At 41.1% G+C, this 19,640-nt stretch carries 19 protein-coding genes; all 19 read right to left on the bottom strand.

Annotated features, from left to right (window positions below; all coding sequences use genetic code 11):
* Nucleotides 1-178: 178 nt before the first annotated feature.
* Complete coding sequence (locus CSV79_RS00440) at nucleotides 179-2,542, bottom strand: DNA translocase FtsK (RefSeq protein ID WP_099687064.1); 2,364 nt, start codon at nucleotides 2,540-2,542, stop codon at nucleotides 179-181.
* A gap of 78 nt (nucleotides 2,543-2,620) precedes the next feature.
* Nucleotides 2,621-4,288 (bottom strand): ribonuclease J, encoded by a 1,668-nt coding sequence (locus CSV79_RS00445; protein WP_099687065.1) that lies wholly within the window; start codon nucleotides 4,286-4,288, stop codon nucleotides 2,621-2,623.
* Nucleotides 4,289-4,398: 110 nt separating this feature from the next.
* A complete protein-coding gene (dapA, locus tag CSV79_RS00450; protein WP_099687220.1) occupies nucleotides 4,399-5,292 on the bottom strand; it encodes a 4-hydroxy-tetrahydrodipicolinate synthase in 894 nt (297 codons plus the stop codon).
* 40 nt (nucleotides 5,293-5,332) lie between these two features.
* Nucleotides 5,333-6,358 (bottom strand): aspartate-semialdehyde dehydrogenase, encoded by a 1,026-nt coding sequence (gene asd / locus CSV79_RS00455; RefSeq protein WP_099687066.1) that lies wholly within the window; start codon nucleotides 6,356-6,358, stop codon nucleotides 5,333-5,335.
* Between the two features lie 116 nt (nucleotides 6,359-6,474).
* A complete protein-coding gene (locus CSV79_RS00460; protein ID WP_099687067.1) occupies nucleotides 6,475-7,065 on the bottom strand; it encodes a dipicolinate synthase subunit B in 591 nt (196 codons plus the stop codon).
* Entirely contained in the window at nucleotides 7,038-7,838 is an 801-nt protein-coding gene (locus tag CSV79_RS00465) for a hypothetical protein (RefSeq protein WP_099687068.1), read from the bottom strand. The genes CSV79_RS00460 and CSV79_RS00465 overlap by 28 nt, the downstream gene beginning before the upstream one ends.
* The gene (locus CSV79_RS00470) at nucleotides 7,831-8,109 is read right to left on the bottom strand and encodes a YlmC/YmxH family sporulation protein (RefSeq protein WP_099687069.1); all 279 of its coding nucleotides are present in this window, start codon (nucleotides 8,107-8,109) and stop codon (nucleotides 7,831-7,833) included. Before CSV79_RS00470 ends, CSV79_RS00465 begins: the two co-directional genes overlap by 8 nt.
* A 58-nt stretch (nucleotides 8,110-8,167) precedes the next feature.
* Nucleotides 8,168-9,424, bottom strand: a complete 1,257-nt coding sequence (locus CSV79_RS00475) for a M16 family metallopeptidase (RefSeq protein WP_099687070.1) — start codon at nucleotides 9,422-9,424, stop codon at nucleotides 8,168-8,170.
* Nucleotides 9,425-9,503: 79 nt separating this feature from the next.
* Entirely contained in the window at nucleotides 9,504-11,627 is a 2,124-nt protein-coding gene (gene pnp, locus CSV79_RS00480; RefSeq protein WP_099687071.1) for a polyribonucleotide nucleotidyltransferase, read from the bottom strand.
* Between the two features lie 144 nt (nucleotides 11,628-11,771).
* Nucleotides 11,772-12,041, bottom strand: a complete 270-nt coding sequence (rpsO, locus tag CSV79_RS00485; protein WP_099687072.1) for a 30S ribosomal protein S15 — start codon at nucleotides 12,039-12,041, stop codon at nucleotides 11,772-11,774.
* A 133-nt stretch (nucleotides 12,042-12,174) separates the two neighbouring features.
* Entirely contained in the window at nucleotides 12,175-13,113 is a 939-nt protein-coding gene (gene ribF, locus CSV79_RS00490; protein ID WP_099687073.1) for a riboflavin biosynthesis protein RibF, read from the bottom strand.
* A gap of 12 nt (nucleotides 13,114-13,125) precedes the next feature.
* Nucleotides 13,126-14,037: a tRNA pseudouridine(55) synthase TruB gene (truB, locus tag CSV79_RS00495; RefSeq protein WP_099687074.1), complete on the bottom strand. Its 912-nt coding sequence runs from the start codon at nucleotides 14,035-14,037 to the stop codon at nucleotides 13,126-13,128.
* 96 nt (nucleotides 14,038-14,133) lie between these two features.
* Nucleotides 14,134-14,484, bottom strand: a complete 351-nt coding sequence (gene rbfA, locus CSV79_RS00500) for a 30S ribosome-binding factor RbfA (RefSeq protein WP_099687075.1) — start codon at nucleotides 14,482-14,484, stop codon at nucleotides 14,134-14,136.
* Nucleotides 14,485-14,506: 22 nt separating this feature from the next.
* The gene (locus CSV79_RS00505; protein WP_099687076.1) at nucleotides 14,507-14,785 is read right to left on the bottom strand and encodes a DUF503 domain-containing protein; all 279 of its coding nucleotides are present in this window, start codon (nucleotides 14,783-14,785) and stop codon (nucleotides 14,507-14,509) included.
* A complete protein-coding gene (gene infB, locus CSV79_RS00510; protein WP_099687077.1) occupies nucleotides 14,782-17,145 on the bottom strand; it encodes a translation initiation factor IF-2 in 2,364 nt (787 codons plus the stop codon). The genes CSV79_RS00505 and infB overlap by 4 nt, the downstream gene beginning before the upstream one ends.
* Complete coding sequence (locus CSV79_RS00515; RefSeq protein ID WP_099687078.1) at nucleotides 17,123-17,470, bottom strand: YlxQ family RNA-binding protein; 348 nt, start codon at nucleotides 17,468-17,470, stop codon at nucleotides 17,123-17,125. The genes infB and CSV79_RS00515 overlap by 23 nt, the downstream gene beginning before the upstream one ends.
* Nucleotides 17,467-17,745: an RNase P modulator RnpM gene (gene rnpM, locus CSV79_RS00520; RefSeq protein WP_099687079.1), complete on the bottom strand. Its 279-nt coding sequence runs from the start codon at nucleotides 17,743-17,745 to the stop codon at nucleotides 17,467-17,469. Before rnpM ends, CSV79_RS00515 begins: the two co-directional genes overlap by 4 nt.
* Before the next feature lie 21 nt (nucleotides 17,746-17,766).
* Nucleotides 17,767-18,951, bottom strand: coding sequence for a transcription termination factor NusA (gene nusA, locus CSV79_RS00525; RefSeq protein WP_099687080.1), 1,185 nt, complete (start codon nucleotides 18,949-18,951; stop codon nucleotides 17,767-17,769).
* A gap of 177 nt (nucleotides 18,952-19,128) precedes the next feature.
* On the bottom strand, nucleotides 19,129-19,599 hold the full coding sequence (gene rimP / locus CSV79_RS00530; RefSeq protein WP_099687081.1) for a ribosome maturation factor RimP: 471 nt from the start codon (nucleotides 19,597-19,599) through the stop codon (nucleotides 19,129-19,131).
* Nucleotides 19,600-19,640: the final 41 nt, after the last annotated feature.

The raw sequence follows: 19,640 nt of genomic DNA on the forward strand, positions 1-19,640 counted from the left end.
ATCCTTTGATTACTAAACCTTTTTCCTTCTCCGCTAAATTGTTCATGAGTGAGCACTAACACTGCTTATGTTGTTTGAAAAAGCTTGCCTTCACTATAGCATTTTCTATAGGAGAAGAAAATATATAGCTGATATTATGAATAAAGTTGTATAGTTCAGTCGATTTTGTACCTATCAATTAAGAATCGAGATCTGACTTAACGATCATCACTTGCCTTGGCTTACTTCCTTCAGGTGGTCCGACGACACCACGCGCTTCCAGTTGATCAACAATACGTGCTGCTCGCGCGTAGCCTACCCGGAAACGTCGCTGGATCATTGATACTGAAGCTGTCTGCATATCGACCACCATATGCACTACTTCGTCATATAGATCGTCTGTCTCTTCGTGTGGAGCTACATTTTCTACTTCTGTTGGAATCATTTCTTCCTGATACTGGGCTTTTTGTTGTTCAATAATGAAATCAACAACTGCTTCTACTTCTTCATCCGAAACAAATGCACCTTGCACGCGTGTTGGCTTGGATGCACCTGCTGGAAGAAATAGCATATCTCCGCGTCCTAACAGTTTCTCCGCTCCACCGCCATCCAAAATCGTTCTTGAATCAATTGCAGATGATACAGCGAACGCAATCCTCGAAGGTATATTTGCTTTAATAATTCCTGTGATAACATCTACACTCGGTCGCTGCGTTGCAATAATCAAATGAATTCCTGCCGCTCGTGCCATTTGAGCCAAGCGTGTAATAGAATCCTCAACATCGCTAGAAGCAACCATCATTAAATCCGCCAACTCATCTACAATGACGACAATATACGGCATGCGCGGATGTTTTTCATCATTTTCTTCGTTCCACTGCTCAATGTGATTATTGTATCCTTCAATATTTCGTGTACCCGTATGAGAAAACAACTCATATCTACGTTCCATCTCAGAAACAACTCGTTGCAAAGCTTGTGCCGCTTTTCTAGGGTCTGTAACAACGGGTGCTAATAAATGCGGAATACCGTTGAAAACATTTAATTCCACCATTTTTGGATCAATCATCATCATTTTCACTTCATGTGGTTTAGCTCGCATAATAATACTCATAATAATGCCATTCACACAGACACTTTTACCGCTACCTGTGGCACCTGCTATTAATACGTGCGGCATTTTATTGAGCTCTGTTAACATCGCTTGTCCTGTTACATCACGTCCAAGACAGACGAGCAATTTAGACTGCACCCGACTATTTTCTTTTGACTCTAGCACCTCACGTAAACTAACCATCGCGACTGCGTTATTTGGTACCTCGATTCCCACAGCAGACTTGCCAGGGATCGGCGCTTCAATTCGAATACCGCTTGCGGCTAGCGCTAGGGCAATATCATCTGATAAGCTGACGATTCGACTCACTTTTACTCCCGTGTCCGGAAGAATTTCATACTTCGTAACAGCAGGCCCTAAATGTACTTGCGTCACGCGTGCTTTCACACCGAAACTTAAAAACGTTTGCTCCAATTTCTTAGCATTCGCTTGAATCAAGTTATATTCACCCGATTGATCACTAGCGATAGGCGGTTCTAGCAGACTAGTTGGTGGAAGCAAATAAGCCTCGTTTTCTTGCTCTCCCCCCATGACTGGATAATCAGGTATTACATCTGTTTCAGTTTCTACTTTTGGTTCAACTTTTGGTTTCACTTCTTCCGGGAAGATGCTTAGTTGTTCTGCATCTGTCCATGTTTCTGGTGCAGACTGTTCAATTTTTGATGTGAAGCTTGAAATAATCGGTTCGGTCATTGGCTCATGCGGCTCAACTATCGATTCTACAGTTCCCTTCTCTTGCCTCGGTTTCTGCTTACGAGTAGTGCGCGACAGCTCTTTGCGTCGTTCTTCAGGTGACTTCACAGGCTTCTTCTCTCGCGCTGACCACTTTTTCTTTATACCTTCTATGATTACTGGTATTTGCTCCGCTAAATAAGGAATCAACGCTTTACCTGTCAATAAAATGACACCAATTAGCAATAACAACACACCCGCCACTGTAGCACCTGATGAATCGATCAATGAATAGAACATCGCGAACAATACAGCACCAATCATACCGCCACCAAGCGTCCCCGTTTGTTCAAACATTCCACCACTCGTCACAAGGACTTTCCAAGTCTCTTTTAAAGCGGAATTGGACATGAGTACCTTACTTTCATAAAGCGTCTGAAATAGATGGACGTGACTGAACAACAGCATACTACTCAAGATAAACAAGCAACCTAATACAATACGATGCTTATAGCCACCCACTTGTCGTTTAATCATAAACACTAAAGCTTGAATGATAATGATAAACGGTAATGCAACATGCCAGTTACCTAGGAGAAATCGTGAAAAGGAAGCTAGCCCCCTACCGATCAAGCCATATTCAAATATCATAATAATCGCTAAACCTATTAATACAACACCAATAATCTCAAACCAGAGCGGTTGCAATGGACTTTGTTTATTCTGCTGTTGTTTTTTCTTAGCTGGTGCTTTCTTCGCTCTTTTTTTCGCCGCCATATGCTAACCCCCTTTCTGAAAAAAAGATTTCCAGCCGGTTAGGCATGGAAATCCATTTTTTTTATTACAAGCGTCTACTCAGTACTCCATGATGATAGGAATAATCATCGGGCGTCTTTTCGTTTGCTGATATAAATAAGAACTTAACGTCTCACGGATTTCTTGTTTAATGTTTGTCCATTCAAACGTCTCTTTATTCACATACTTTTCCACGATCTTACGGATTAACTTTGTCGCTTCCTCGAAAAGTTCTTCTGATTCACGAACATAGACGAAACCTCTTGATACGACTTCTGGTCCAGCGGCAATTCTTTTTTGCTTTCTATTCAATGTCACAACGACTGTAAAGATCCCATCTTGAGACAGTAGCTTACGATCGCGTAACACGATATTTCCTACATCGCCTACACCGATGCCATCAATTAAAACGTTACCCGCTTGTACTCTTCCACTCATGCGCAACTTGTCATTCTTATATTCAACGATATCGCCTTTATCCGCAATGAAAATACGGTTTTTAGGAATACCGACTTCTTGCGCAACTTTAGAGTGAGCAATCAGCATACGATATTCACCTTGAATCGGGATGAAATATTTTGGTTGCATTAGATTTAACATCATTTTCAAATCTTCTTGTGAACCGTGACTGGAGACATGAACATTTCGTGTAGACGTTAGAACCTTTGCTCCTGCTTTGGCCAATTCGTTCATCATCTGATACATTGAAATTTCCATCACTGGTGACGGTGTAAATGTGATCAATACGGTGTCTGTTTCTTTAATATTAATCTCCCTATGATGCTTGCGTACAATTTTTTCTAAAGCTTCAAGTGGTTCCCCTTGATTACCCGTTACGATGATAACGATATCCTGATCATCGTACTTATCCATTTCTTTCACTGGAATGACGATATCTTCTTCTACTTGCAAATAGCCTAGACGTAGGCCCACTTCAAAGTAACTTTCCAAACTTTTACCGATAACGGCTACTTTTTTCTTCATTACTGCCGCTTGATCAAGTACTTGCTGAATTCGAATGAAGTTCGATGCATATAACGCAACTAAAATTCGTCCTTGTGCTTCGTGGAATGTCTTAGACAAACGCTTTTCGATCACCGATTCAGATGTAGTATGACCTGGTCGCTCCGCTTCCGTAGAATCGGACATCAAGATAAAGACGCCATCTTCACCTAACGCTGCCATTTTCGCAATGTCCGGACGGTATTTCCCCTTAGCTGCTTGGTCAAATTTAAACTCACCTGTATTAACAATCGCACCTTCACTCGTGTGAAAAACGATTCCTAATGCATCAGGGATACTATGCGTCGTATTAAAGAATGTCACATGCGTACGTTTGAAGTTCATACGGCTACGATTTGTCACTTCAAAGAAGCGCACATTAGATGGAGCAGGCATTTTTTTCAAATGTTCTTTCGCGAGCGCAAGTGTCAACTTCGTACCATAAACCGGCGCTTGTACTTTTTGTAGTAAATATGCAATTGAACCGATTGCATCTTCATGTCCGTGCGTCAAAAATATTCCTTTAATACGTTCTTTGTTTTCTACTAAATAGGTCATATCTGGAATTACGAAATCTATTCCTAACATTTCAGTTTCCGGGAACATTAATCCCGAGTCCATCACAAACATTTCATCATCTATTTCCACGATGTACATCGCCTTACCAACTTCTCCAACCCCACCTAGTGGAATTACTCTTATTAATTCATTTTGTATTTTAGTCAATTTGTTTCCTCCTATATTCTATTCCCGTTCACAACGACTAAAATCCATTATACGAGATAGTAGGTGCTCTGTACAAACAAAAAAAGCCGGACTAGTCATCCGGCTTCACTTTATTCCACAATAAATGCTGTATTTTTGAATTTTTCCAGAGTCACATCGATCATGGCTGCATCACTTGCATCCATCGCAACTAACGGCAATCGCACGCCACCTGTTGGTATACCAGCCTTTTCCAGTGCATATTTCACTGGTACTGGATTTGGTTTAGAGAATAGCGCTCTAAATACAGGTAGTAGCGCCCGATGAAGTTGCGCCGCTTCTTTTGTTTGTCCGTTTTGGAACGCTTTGATCATTTGTTGCATTTCTTTTCCTACAACGTGAGCTGAAACAGAAATAATTCCTCGTCCACCAATCGAAAGCAATGGTAATGTCAAACTATCATCACCACTATACACTTCAAAATCATCAGCCGTATTGCCGATGATTTCAGCCATTTGTTCAAGACTTCCACTTGCTTCTTTTACGGCCTTTATATTCGGAATTTTGGATAACGCAATGATTGTTTCTGGCAGTAAGTTCACTACAGATCTACCCGGAATATTATAAAGCAATACAGGCAATGACGTTTCTTTGGCAATTGTCGAGAAGTGAGCATACATACCTTGTTGATCAGGCTTATTATAATAAGGGGTGACAAGCATAATTCCGTCTGCCCCGGATAACTCTGCCGCCTTTGTCAGCTCAATCGATTCCGCTGTATCATTTGTACCTGTTCCCGCAATAACCGGTATACGTTTATTGACTACCTTTACAACAAAGTCTAATAACTCTTTTTTCTCCGACATGCTAAGCGTAGGTGATTCACCTGTCGTACCACTAACGATAACTGAATCAGTTCCATTTGCGATCAAATGTTCAAGCAAGCCTGACGTTTTTTCATAATCGATCGCACCATTTGGAGAAAAAGGAGTGACCATTGCTGTTCCTATATTTCCAAGCTTCACATTGATCATTCCTTTTCTTAGTCATCCTAATCTTTACTAATCAGTTGACAAGTGCTTCAGCGATCTGCACTGAATTCAGTGCAGCGCCTTTTAACAAGTTGTCTGACACAATCCATAGATGAAAACCGTTTGGATGATTTAGATCTTTACGAATTCGCCCAACAAATACTTCATCTTTGCCTTCAGCGTAAAGCGGCATTGGATAAACTTGCGCCGTTGGATCATCTTGTAAAACCACCCCAGGAGCATTTTGTAACAATGCCTGTATATCTTTTGCCGTGACATTTTCTTGATCAATTTCAATATAAACAGATTCAGAGTGACCAGACACAACAGGTAGTCTGACACAAGTAGCCGCTACTGACATGTCATAGTCGTTAAAGATTTTCTTTGTTTCATTGATCATTTTCAACTCTTCTAACGTGTAACCTGACTCATCAAATGAATCGATTTGTGGAATCGCATTGAATGCGATAGGATAATGACGTTTTGCAGCTGCTGATGGTAATACTTCCGCTTCGATTTCACTGCGGTCATCAAATTGTTTACTTTGTTCAGCTAATTCATCTATGGCTTCTACCCCTGCACCTGAAACGGCTTGGTAAGTAGATACGATCAATCTGCTTAGGCCATACTGATCCTTAATAGGTTTCAGTGCTGCCACCATTTGAATAGTCGAGCAATTCGGGTTCGCAATGATTCCAGAATGATTTTTCAAGTCCCCTGGATTTACTTCCGGCACGACAAGTGGTGTGTTCGGATCCATACGGAAAGCACTTGTGTTATCAATAACAACGGCTCCACGTTTCACTGCTTCATGCGCAAACATTTCAGAGATACTCCCGCCTGCACTAAAGAATGCAATGTCGATTCCTTCAAAAGCTTCAGGTGTCGTTTCTTGTACAATGTACGTTTCTCCACCAGCTTTGATCTCATTGCCAGCAGAGCGTTTGGATGCCAGTAACTTGATAGATTGAGCAGGGAATTTACGCTCCACCAATTTTTCGAGTATTTTAGTTCCTACCGCTCCAGTAGCTCCGACAATTGCAACATTTACATTCTTCATCTCGATCTTCCTTTCAATTATTAACAAGTATATTTAGGGCTTAATCAAACAACCACAGCTCGTTAATTGTTATTGAACGAATTATAACATATTTTGCGAAATTTAAAAATCTATTTTCATGCGTCTTTATGCATTATCAATAGTGGTTGCAATTGTTTGCCGTTTATGGCGGACACGGTAGTAGCTGGTAGTAGAGAAAAATCTGAGATTAATGAGTTCGGTTTTTTTATGCAGTCGTCCTGACCGAACGGAATAAAATAAACATCTTTCATGTTCAATAATTTTACGAGATTCATTGCATTCAATCCTAATGCATCGTTTGTCGATACACCCAGTACAACTGGTTTTCCGTTACGCAATGTCGCTTTCGCGGCCATTAAGACCGGAGAATCTGTCGCTGCATTGGCGAGTCTACTCATAGAATTACCCGTAAGCGGTGAAATGATCATACAATCTAACGGGTTCGTTGGTCCAAATGGCTCAGCTTCCACAATACTCGCTACGACTTTTTCTCCTGTTGCTTTTTCAATACGCTCAATCCACTCTTCTCCAGTACCAAAACGCGTAGCCGCATGGAGTACAGAATGCGTAATAATTGGAACGACTGTCGCTCCAACTTTTTGTAGCGAATCAATCATCGGAAGCAATTGGTCGTAAGTGCAATGCGAAGCCGTAATTCCTAATCCGATTCGTTTTCCTTCAAGCATTTAGCTCCCCTTTCTTCTGAATCCATTCTCAAAACGGCGTCAACTACTACAGTCGCTGCATCCACAGGAAAATGTATCCCGGGCAATTTGAGATGTATAGTATAGTATTCAGAAGTTGTAGAAGGCTTTAGGCAACCGGGTGCTGAAGCTATATCGAATATACGTCCAGCATGTTTTGGGTCTAACCACTGTGAAGGTATGGTATTTACTAAATAGCCATCTGTAAATACTGTATCTTCTGTTAAGCGTACAGAATCGTAACCTACTATACCCGCTTCAGCTAACTGTTCATCAGACCTTGCAGCAATCGTAATGTTAGCTTGCAAGCCACGTAAAGTTAATGCCACCGCTTTACCTACTCTACCGAAACCAGCAACATAAAAGTGCTTACCTGCAATCGTTCGCTTCGTTTGCTCATAAAACACACGAACAAATGCTTCCGCTGTCAACTGTGCATTTTTCCAAATAAATTGCTCATTTTGTAAATAGTTTCTATGGCGAATGCCCAATTCATCTAGCTGAGTTATCCATTGCTGAGCTGTCTGCCCTGTATAAAGTACAGTTGACTCCGATAGTAGGGTAGGTGGAATAGGTTTTGCCATGGCTAGAAGTGGAAGGATTATACAATCTGGTTGCCACGCAAGCAACGTCTGTTGAAGTTCTTCATCAAATGAATCAACCGCAACATAATGACAACTATACCCTTGCTGATTCAGCAGGTCCGCAGCTAGATGTAATCGTTGATCGCTGCCGACCACAAGCCATTTAGTCATACTCCTTCACATCCTTACGATCTAGTTCATGCGTTTTCCCAAACAAAATCCGATCTTCTCCTACCAGGACAATTTCATGCCAAGGAATGTATTCAATGGCATCTTGATCTTTTTGTCGGAATAGATTTTTACCAAGCTTCTTTCTAATTTCAAAGCCGATGATTTCACCTGTTTTGTGATTGAAAAGAAGATCTGTATCCGCAAGAAACCCATATCGCATCCCCTCTTCGACTTGAATCAACTCTTTTTGTGCTAACTCAGATAACAGCATAAAAGTCCTCCCTCTCTTATGATCTCTTTCATCATATGTATAGAAAGGGAGAACTCGACTAGTTTTTCATTTTTTTATATTGTTGGATATTCGTTTTAGGTGCGATGACTGATATCGCTCGATCGCTCGTTAATATCTGTTGGGCCAGTCGATAGACACTACGCTTTTCAACCTTTTCAATTTGTTCAACTACATGTTCTATCGTTTGGTGTTTCCCTAACACTAATTCATTGCGTCCATTGCGATACATTCGAGATTCAGAACTTTCTAACCCAAGAACAAAGCTTCCTTTTAGTTGTTCTTTTGCATTGCGTAATTCATTATCCGTTATACCATCATGTAATAACTCTGCGATGACTCGCTCAATCGTCTTGTACGTCTCTTCGAAGTTATCAGGTGATGTACCACAATAAACTACAAAGCCCCCAGCTTTCTCATACGCTGCGTAATACGTATAGACCGAGTAAGCTAACCCTTTATTCTCACGTACTTCCTGGAATAGTCTAGAAGACATCGTGCCGCCAAGAATACTGTCAAATAAACTTAATTCGTATATTTTTTCATGTGTGGAAGGTAAAGATGGATAACCAAAGCATACATGTGCTTGTTCAATATCCTTCGCTTTAATCATTTGATTTGCTGCAAAATCCGGTAACACAATTTCTTCTTCCGTAACCGTCTGTATTTTACTTTGGTAGGATCCAAAATGGGCTTCGATTAACTTAATGAGTCGCTCGTCATAATTTCCAGCAATTGAAATCACGAGGTTTTCAGGGCCATAGTGACGTTCCATGAATTCATCTACCATTTCTTTCGTAAAACGTTTAATCGTTTCTGCACGTCCGCCAACCGGTTTTCCAATTGAATCATTAGGAAACATTGCCGCCCATACTTTTTCATCTACGTCTTCATCTGGCATATCTTCAACAGATGAAATTTCATCTAAAATAACGGACTTCTCTTTCTCCATTTCTTCTTCTTTGAATAGGGAATGGAAGAACATATCAGATAAAATGGTTAACGCGTATGATGCGTGATGACTTAACACTGTTGTATAGTAACAAGTCATTTCTTTTGAAGTGAAGGCATTTAAATCGCCACCAATTTGATCGAACTGTTCAGCAATCATTCTAGCGGTTCTTGTAGCAGTTCCTTTAAACAGCATATGTTCGATAAAATGGGCAATCCCTTCTTGCTCTGTCGTTTCGTTAGAAGAACCTGCATGCACCCATAAACCGACAGCTACCGACTTTACGTGTGGCATCTTCTCATGGACAATACGTACGCCATTTGGACAACTATGTGTTTCAATCATCGACTTCTCTCCCTTTATAAAGTACAAAAAGCCTCCTTCGCCGCAACTTTGTGCAGGAAGAGGCTTTTTGACTTGTTTATTACTCTTTGTTTGCTTTTTCGGTTGCTTCTTTTTCTTCTTGAATAACAACTTTTCTAGAAAGATTTACTCGACCTTGCTTATCAATTTCGATAACCTTTACGAATAATTCATCTCCCAATTTCAGTTCGTCTTCAACCGCTTTTGTGCGGGCTTCTTGAATTTCAGATATATGAAGCAAACCATCTTTACCTGGGAAGATCTCTAAGAACGCACCGAACTTTTCAATACGCTTTACTTTCGCCAAGTAGTATTCGCCGACTTTCGCTTCACGTACGATATTTTCAATCATTGCCTTTGCTTTGGCATTCATTTCTGAATTTGGAGATGCGATATAGATTGTTCCATCTTGTTCTGTATCAATTTTCACTTGAGTTTCTTCAATAATCTTATTGATCACTTTACCGCCAGGTCCGATTACATCGCGGATTTTGTCTGGATTAATATGGATGACGACAATTTTTGGTGCATATTCAGACAACTCTTCACGTGCTTCAGAAATTGTAGTCATCATATGGTTAAGAATTTTAATACGACCAATTTTAGCTTGCGCTAGTGATTCTTCTAAAATTTGACGAGACAGTCCATCAATTTTGATATCCATTTGAAGTGCTGTAATTCCTTTATCCGTACCAGCTACTTTAAAGTCCATATCACCTAGATGATCTTCCATTCCTTGAATATCTGAAAGAATAGAGTAATCCTCGTCTTTTTTGATCAAGCCCATTGCGATACCCGCTACAGGAGACTTAATCGGTACACCTGCGTCCATCATAGCCATTGTGGAGGCACAGATCGATGCTTGTGAAGATGAACCGTTAGATTCTAATACTTCCGCAACAAGACGCATTGTGTAAGGGAATTCGACTTCGTTTGGAAGAACTGGAAGCAACGCACGCTCTCCTAGTGCTCCGTGACCGATTTCACGGCGGCCTGGTCCACGAATAGGACCCGTTTCACCGACACTGAAGTTCGGGAAGTTATAGTGATGCATAAAGCGCTTGGATTCATCTAAACCTAATCCATCAATCATTTGAACTTCACCAAGAGCCCCAAGTGTACAGACACTTAGTACTTGCGTTTGTCCACGAGTGAACAAAGATGAACCGTGTGCACGTTGTAGAAGACCTGTTTCAGAAGACAATGGACGAATTTCATCAAGCCCACGGCCGTCTGGACGTACTTTATCTACTGTGATCAAACGACGTACTTCATCTTTGACCATTTGTTCTAGAACTGCTTTTACTTGTTTCATCGTTTCATCATCTGATTCTTTCTCGATGTAGCGATCAAGTACAGCTTTTTTCACTTCGTTAATCGCATCTTCACGCGCATGTTTTTCCTCTGTTTGAATCGCTGCAATTAAATCAGTTTCGCAGAAGTCTTTTACATCTTTGCTAATTTCCGCATCTAATTCGAATAGTTCAATCTCGAATTTTTCTTTACCGATTTCTTGAGCAATTTTTTCTTGGAATTCAATTAATTTTTTAATTTCATCATGACCGAACATGATTGCTTCTAGCATAATATCTTCAGAAACTTCTTTTGCACCTGCTTCTACCATGTTGATTGCGTCTTTTGTTCCAGCAACGACTAAATCGATTTCTGACATTTCAAGTTGTGCTGGTGTTGGGTTGACAATAAATTCGCCATCCAGACGACCTACTTGAACGCCTGCGATCGGTCCGTCAAACGGAATATCTGAAATAGATAATGCTAGAGATGAACCAATCATCGCGGCAATTTCAGAAGAACAATCTTGATCAACTGACATAACAAGTGAAATTACTTGAACATCATTACGGAAGCCATCAGGGAACAAAGGTCTGATTGGTCGGTCGATTAAACGGCTTGTCAAAACGGCCTTTTCTGAAGGACGACCTTCACGTTTAATAAATCCACCTGGAATTTTACCTACTGCATATAAACGTTCTTCATAATTTACTGTAAGTGGGAAAAAGTCTAGAGGTTTTGGTTTCTTAGAAGCAGTTACTGTGGAAAGTACTGTTGTTTCGCCATAACGAACGAGCACAGCACCATTTGCTTGCTTAGCTAGTTGTCCAGATTCGATCGTCAGTGTACGTCCTGCCCAATCGAGTGTATAAACTTTTTTCTGTTCTGACATTGTAGAACTCCTCTCTATTGTGAAACTGTTTTACCTATTGATGGTATGTAATTAGTAGTAGTGTATCAAAAAAGACTTATTTATGCGAAGTTTTCAGTCTTGATTCCATAGAAAAAAGCGGGCAAAGCCCGCTTCTTAGTCTTATTAACGGCGTAAGCCTAGTGTTGCAATAAGATCACGGTAACGTTGAACGTTAGTTTCACGTAAATATCTTAAAAGACGACGACGTGTACCAACCATTTTGTACAGACCGCGACGTGAGTGGTGATCTTTTTTGTGTGTACGTAAGTGGCTGTTCAAGTTATTGATCTCTTCAGTAAGGATAGCAATCTGAACATCAGCAGATCCAGTATCATTTTCATGAGTTTTGAATTGATTGATAAGCTCAGTTTTGCGCTCTTGTGTAATAGCCATCCTTTTCACCTCCTAAATAAAAGTATCCCCATCTCCCGAGCAAACGTTGGTGAATCGTGTTGCCAAGAAGTGGTTCGTGTTTATAACACTGCTTTATCATATCACGGCATTCTTTCAGTTGCAACAACCAACTCTAGTCGTTTAACAAGTCAATCGCTATTTGTTTATCTTTAGCAATTTGCTCCTTTAAGGCCTCTAGCGAATCAAACTTTCTCTCTGACCGTATTCGGTGTAGCCAATCAATCGCAACTTCCTGTCCGTATAGATCGAGCGTAGCATCAAGCAAGTGAACTTCTGCAGTCGCACGGCGATGCTTAGGATCATGAAATGTTGGTTTGACACCCATATTACATACGCCTTTAAACCAGGTTCCTGCGATTAAACACTTCACTGCATAGACACCGTTAGCCGGGACAATATGTTCTTCCGAAGTTTGAATATTAGCGGTTGGGAAGCCTAGCAAGCGACCTCGCTTTTCACCATGAACCACTTCACCAAACGTTCGAAAAGGACGTCCTAGTAAGGTAGCAGCTTCTTCCACATTACCTTGAGAGAGTAATTCGCGAATTTTGGTAGATGAAGTTTTTCCATTTTCATCAAATGTAACTTTAGAGACAGTCGTCGTTCCATACAATCCATTAGAAAGCTTGCTCATATCTTCCATAGTACCAGAACCTTTTACGCCAAACGTAAAATCATAGCCTGCCGTTACATGCTTAACACCTAATCCTTTAATGAATGCATCAATAAACTGTTCAGGTGATAAACTAGCTAGATCCCAATCAAAGCTGACGACGAAAAGTACATCCACTTCAAGCGCTTGAAGCAGTCTTACCTTCTCCTCAATGGGAGTGATATAGCCAATATTTTTATTAGAAAAGAGCCGTGAAGGGTGCGGATCAAACGTCATAACAGCTGTCTTTATCGCTAAGTCAACCGCTGTTTTTTTTGCGGAACGAATGACTTCTTGATGCCCTTTATGTACGCCGTCAAAAAATCCGATAGCTAAAGAATAGGCGTGATTCTGTCCGATATCTACTTGATCGGGGTATCGTAATCTGTAGATTTCCATTTCTATCTCTCCTTACTCATTAGGCAATAACATTTTTTCAGGCTTCATCAATCCAGGCTTCGTTGGATGGTTTTGATAGATAGCCAATACTTTTTTTTCATACGTCATAATAACAGACGGGTAATCGCTCAATAACGGATTTGCTGGTAACACTTGTCCATTTTTAATATTCTCTAAATCTGTAGAATCTATTTCCACCTTGGGAAAGTCATTCAAAACGTTTTCAATCGGCAACAAAATAGAGTCTATTTCCTCCGCTTCCATGACCTCCGCTACTTCCGCTAACGTTTTGCACTCTGCTTGACGAAAATTACCTGAAGCCGTTCGAACTAATGCTTCCATATGTGCTGGAAAGCCAAGGTGTTCACCAATTTGGACAGCGAGCGTTCGAATATATGTACCTTTTCCACAGCTCACACGAATGGAAAATGTGACTTGTTCCCCCGCAAAAATTTCTTCTTCATCTAAAAGGTCTATTTGATGGATCTCCACTTTACGTTTAGGGCGTTCTACTTCTATACCTTTTCTTGCATACTCATAGAGTCGTTTACCATTTACTTTTACAGCTGAATACATGGGTGGAATCTGTATAATTTCACCTGTTAAATTATGTAATACTTCTATAATTTGAGCTCGCGTAAATTCTTTATACGAGTTGTCACTTGTAACGGTTTCACCTTGTGCGTCTTCCGTTTCAGTAGATCGTCCAATGGATACTTTCGCAATGTATTCTTTACCTGCATCCGTAACGTACGAGGCGACTTTCGTTGCTCTCCCTATACAAATGGGAAGTACACCTTCTACTTCAGGATCCAGTGTTCCAGTATGTCCTACTTTTTTTGTACGTAAAATCTTGCGCAGTTTAAAGACGCAATCATGTGATGTCATCCCTTTTTCTTTCCACAAAGGTAATATTCCGTTCATCTTGCCCCTTCTTTCTGTGGGTTCATTGAAAACATATCTAATATAAGAATAGAGGAAGTCATTACGCTTCAGCGATAATGAACTTCCTCCACATTTTTACTGCATGTCTTCATCATTCACTTGACGAATTAAGCTCTCAATACGATTACCGTAAGCAACCGATTCATCTAGCTCAAATTCAATTTCAGGTGTTTTACGCAAACGAATTCTCTGACCAATTTCAGTCCGGATAAATCCTTTCGCTTTAGAGAGACCGATTAACGTATCCTCTCGCTGTTTATCTGTCCCAAGAACTGAGATAAACACTTTTGCCTGTTGCAAATCGCCTGTCACGTCTACGCCTGTAATCGTAACAAAACCGATGCGCGGGTCTTTCAACTTTTGGGCGATAATCTCGCCTAATTCTTTTTTCATTTGTTCAGCCACTCGATTTGCACGCACTGACACGAACTTTCACCTCGTCCTATAGTCATAAGTATTCTACTGTACACGCGGTCATTTCCCAATCTGGATTTGATTCAAATAGGCTAATCGCTCTTCTCACTTCGCGTTCAGCCGCATCTTTAGAAGATGCGACAGCAACTATAGCGAAAGTCGTCCTTTGCCAAAGATCTTGATGATCTATTTCTGCAACAGAAACATTATAGGAATTTTTCACTCGATCTTTCATTCGATTTAACACAGCTCGCTTGTCTTTAAGTGATGCCGCAATCGGAATGAAGAACGAGCATTCCGCGTAAACAATCATACTCGTTTAATCTCTTCCATGACGTAAGCTTCGATGATATCGCCTTCCTTGATATCATTGAACTTTTTGATCATGATGCCACATTCATAGCCTTTCGCCACTTCTTTTGCATCGTCTTTGAATCGCTTCAATGTATCAAGCTCACCTTCAAAGATGACAATATTATCACGAAGGACGCGGACACTAGAATCACGTGTAATTTTACCGTCAATTACATAGCTTCCTGCAATTGTACCGACTTTTGTAACTTTAAAGGTTTCACGAACTTCAGCTTGACCGATTACTTTTTCCTCGTATTCAGGATCTAGTAACCCTTTCATTGCTGATTCGATTTCTTCAATTACTTTATAGATTATGCGGTGTAGGCGAATATCAACGCCTTCTTCTTCCGCAGCACGTTTCGCATTCGTATCTGGACGTACGTTGAAACCAATAACGATCGCATTTGACGCAGCCGCTAATGAAATATCAGATTCGTTGATCGCACCTGCACCCGTATGGATGATCTTGACATTCACGCCTTCTACTTCAATTTTCATAAGAGACGAAGCCATTGCTTCAACTGCACCTTGAACGTCTGCTTTGACGATCAAGTTCAATTCTTTCATTTCGCCCTGTTTCATTTGATCGAATAGGTTATCTAACGTTACACGTGTCTTTTCTACACGCTGTTCTTGAAGCGCTTCTCCAGCTCGTGTTTCACCAATTTGACGAGCAGTCTTTTCGTCTTTAAAGACAACAAAACGATCGCCCGCTTGTGGCACGTCACTTAATCCAGTGATTTCTACTGGCGTAGATGGACCTGCTTCTTTTACTCGACGGCCTAAGTCACTGACCATAGCACGAACACGGCCGTACGTATTACCGACAACGATTGGATCTCCTACATGCAATGTACCGTTTTGTACTAGCAATGTAGCAACAGAACCTTTTCCTTTGTCAAGTTGTGCTTCAATTACAGTACCACGAGCTCTAATCGATTGATCAGCAGTAAATTCGCCTACTTCCGCAACCAATAGAACCATTTCAAGAAGCTGCTCGATTCCTTCACCTTTAAGTGCGGAAATCGGAACGAAGATTGTATCTCCACCCCAGTCTTCTGAAACTAAGCCGTGTTCAGTCAACTCTTGCATGACACGATCTGGATTAGCGGACGGTTTATCCATCTTATTCACTGCAACAATGATTGGAACTTCTGCTGCTTTTGCGTGATTGATCGCTTCAATTGTTTGCGGCATAACACCATCATCTGCAGCTACGACTAAAATTGTCAAGTCAGTTACTTTCGCTCCACGTGCTCTCATTGTTGTGAAAGCCTCGTGGCCCGGTGTATCTAAGAATGTAATTTTCTTATCGTTTACTTTGATTTGGTACGCTCCAATATGCTGGGTAATTCCTCCAGCCTCTCCTTGCGTAACTTTTGTATTACGAATCGAATCAAGTAAAGTCGTTTTACCATGGTCAACGTGACCCATTATCGTAACAACTGGTGGTCTTTCTTCTAGAATACCTGGAGTCTCTTCTTCCTCTTCAGGATCTTCAAAGTAGATTTCCAAATCGGTAACGTCGATTCTGACTTCTTCCTCGACTTCTACACCATATTCCGCACAGATTAGTTCAATCGCATCTTTATCCAACTCTTGGTTAATCGTCGCCATGACGCCAAGCATGAATAATTTTTTGATAATTTCAGAAGGTTCCTTACCTAGTTTTTGAGCTAGTTCACCAACCGATAGTGATTCGTAGAACGTAATTTTCTCTGGTAGTGGCTTTTCAATCTTTTGCGCTGGAACTGCTGGACGGTATCTACGACGCCCTTGGTTGATTCCGCGAGCAGGTGGCCTTCCACCACGACCGCCACCCGGACGACCTCCGCCGCCCGCCGGACGTGCCCCCGAGCCCTGTCCTTGTTTAGGCTGTTGATTACTGCCTTGCGCTGGTCTAGCTTGTTGACTAGAACCTTGTCCTTGTGGACGATTTGCAGAAGTTGATGCAGGACGGTTAGCACCTTGAGTACTTTGGCTACCTTTGTTGGAACCTTGGTTCGGACGATTGTTACTACCTTTTGAAGCAGATGTTCCAGTTGCAGACGCTGGTTTAGCGTTTCCGCCTTGGCGATTACCAGAAGCGCGCTGAGCTGGTCTGTCTGTTCTTTGATTGTTGTTTGGCTTATTTCCTGATGCTGATGTTGCACTATTTGCTGATTTAGGGAATTTCTTATCTAGTTTCGCTATAGTATCTGGTTCAAGATACGCCATATGCGTAGTCACTTCAATATTCATTTTCCCTAGTTCATCAATAACATCTCTACTCGTTTTATTAACTGTTCTGGCATATTCATGTACTCGTATTTTCGTCATTAGCCCACCCCCGGTTATATTCGTTGAGGAGCTCGGATAATTTTTTTGCGAATCCTTTATCTGTTAGCGCCAAGACCACTCGTTCTTCTTTACCTATCGCATGCCCTAGGTCTTCACGACTACCAAATACATGCTTCTCAACGTTGTAAGTATTACATTTATTAGTTAACTTTTTCATCGTATTCGCGGAAGCGTCAGCTGATAGGACCACTAACGCGGCATTTCCTGAACGCACTTCTGTTACGACTAAATCTTCACCCGTAACAATTTTTCGTGCGCGGGCTGCTAAACCAAGCAGTTGATAAATCTTAGTTGCATCTTTCATTTGATCGCCTCTCGACGTATCGCATGCAATAGGTCCTCATACACTTGCTCAGGAATCTTCACACCCAACTGATTTTCTATCGAGCGTTGTTTGCGTGCTGTTTCTACCGCTTCTTCCGTTTTTGAAACGTATGTACCGCGACCAGATTTTTTACCTGTCAAGTCTACAGATACTTCTCCTTCTTTCGTACGGACGATTCGAATCATTTCTTTTTTAGGAAGCATATTACCTGTAGCGGCACATTTGCGCAAAGGGATTTTCCGATTGTTCGACATCAGCATGCAATCCTTTCCAAATCAATCTTCTTCGTCTACATCTGCGTATAAATCAATAGCTTCCGCCTGTTCAACCGGCGTTTCATCTTCATACTCGTAAGCTTCCAAGTAGTCTTCCTCTTCAGACGCTTGTTCATTCAACACTTCTTCAGTGCGTGGATAGATGCCTAACTCTCTTGCATCAGTTTCGCTCTTGATATCAATTTTCCAGCCTGTTAGTTTAGCAGCCAACCTTGCATTTTGACCTCTTTTGCCGATAGCTAGTGATAATTGATAATCTGGTACGATAACTGTTGTAGAGCGTTCTTCTTCATCCACTTGAACGTCAATAACTTTTGATGGACTCAATGCATTCGCCACAAAAACTACCGGATCTTCAGACCATTCTACAATATCAACTTTCTCACCGTTCAATTCATTGGAAATAGATTGCACACGCGCGCCTCGTGAACCTACGCAAGAACCGACTGGATCAACTTCTTCGTTCGTTGTATGAACAGAAATCTTCGAGCGATCTCCAGCTTCTCTGGCAATCGATTTAATCTCCACTGTCCCATCATAAATTTCAGGAACTTCCAATTCAAATAAACGTCGCAACAAACCCGGATGTGTTCTAGAAACAAACACTTGAGGTCCTCTAGCGGTTCTTTCCACTTTTGTAATATACACTTTAATGCGGTCATGAGGTTCATATGTTTCAGTCTGAATTTGTTCGCTTGAAGGCAAGACTGCTTCTACTTTTCCTAATCCAACGAATAAGTTTTTGGCATCCATTCGCTCGACGATTCCGTTGACAATGTCTTCTTCACGATCAATGTACTCTTCATAAATTAGACCACGTTCAGCTTCACGTACTCGCTGAGTAACGACTTGTTTCGCTGTTTGTGCAGCAATACGTCCAAAGTCACGTGGTGTGACTTCTTCTTCTACGATGTCAGCAAGTTCATAAACAGGATTGATAACTTGCGCATCTTCGAGTGAAATTTGTAGGCGCTCATCTTCCACTTCTTCTACAACATCTTTTCGTGAATAGACTTTCATCGTGCCTTTTTCTAAATTCAAATCAACACGAACATTTTGTGCTTGGTTAAAGTTTCTTTTGTATGCAGTTACTAGCGCTGCTTCAATCGCATCCACCAATACATCTCTTGAAATTCCTTTTTGTTGTTCAAGAGCTGTCAGTGCTTCGAGTAGATCACTACTCATGTTCATCACTCCTACATTCTATTATCATTGCGCTGTTGTTACTTACAACCCATTACACCTTGGCGTCATTGCGTCTTGATTTTTTCGCGCTTTCTTGAAAAACTTCACTAAAAATCTGTAACATCTACCGAAGGATTCGATTAATTCAGCGAGTGCTTGGAACTCCCGCTGAATTAGTCAAAAGTCAATAGCAAGACGAGCGAATGCAATTTTCGTTTTATCAATCTCTACTAATACTTTTCGTGTCTTAATACGTATTTCCACTTTTGCGAAGTCAGGCCCATATCCGAGTAAGTATCCCTCGAACTCTTTCAGTCCATCAATCGGCTCATAAGTTTTGATGAACACATATTGGCCCACTGCTTTTTCAAAATCTTCATCTTTTTTCAATGGTCTTTCCGCTCCGGGAGAAGACACTTCAAGGAAGTAATTTTGAGTGATTGGGTCTACGCGATCCAGCTCCTCACTTAGCTTCTCACTAACAGCCGCACATTGATCAATATCAATGGCACCTTCAGGCGTGTCGATATAAATACGTAAAAACCAATCACGACCTTCTTTCAAGAACTCCACGTCAACAAGTTCAAGTCCCAATTCTTCGACAATCGGATTCGCTAACTGTTCAACTACCTCGGTAATTTTACTCAATAATATCCCTCCCGAAATTCAAAATAACAACAGAAAAGAGC

It is taken from the genome of Sporosarcina sp. P13, from assembly GCF_002743055.1.
Taxonomy (GTDB): domain Bacteria; phylum Bacillota; class Bacilli; order Bacillales_A; family Planococcaceae; genus Sporosarcina.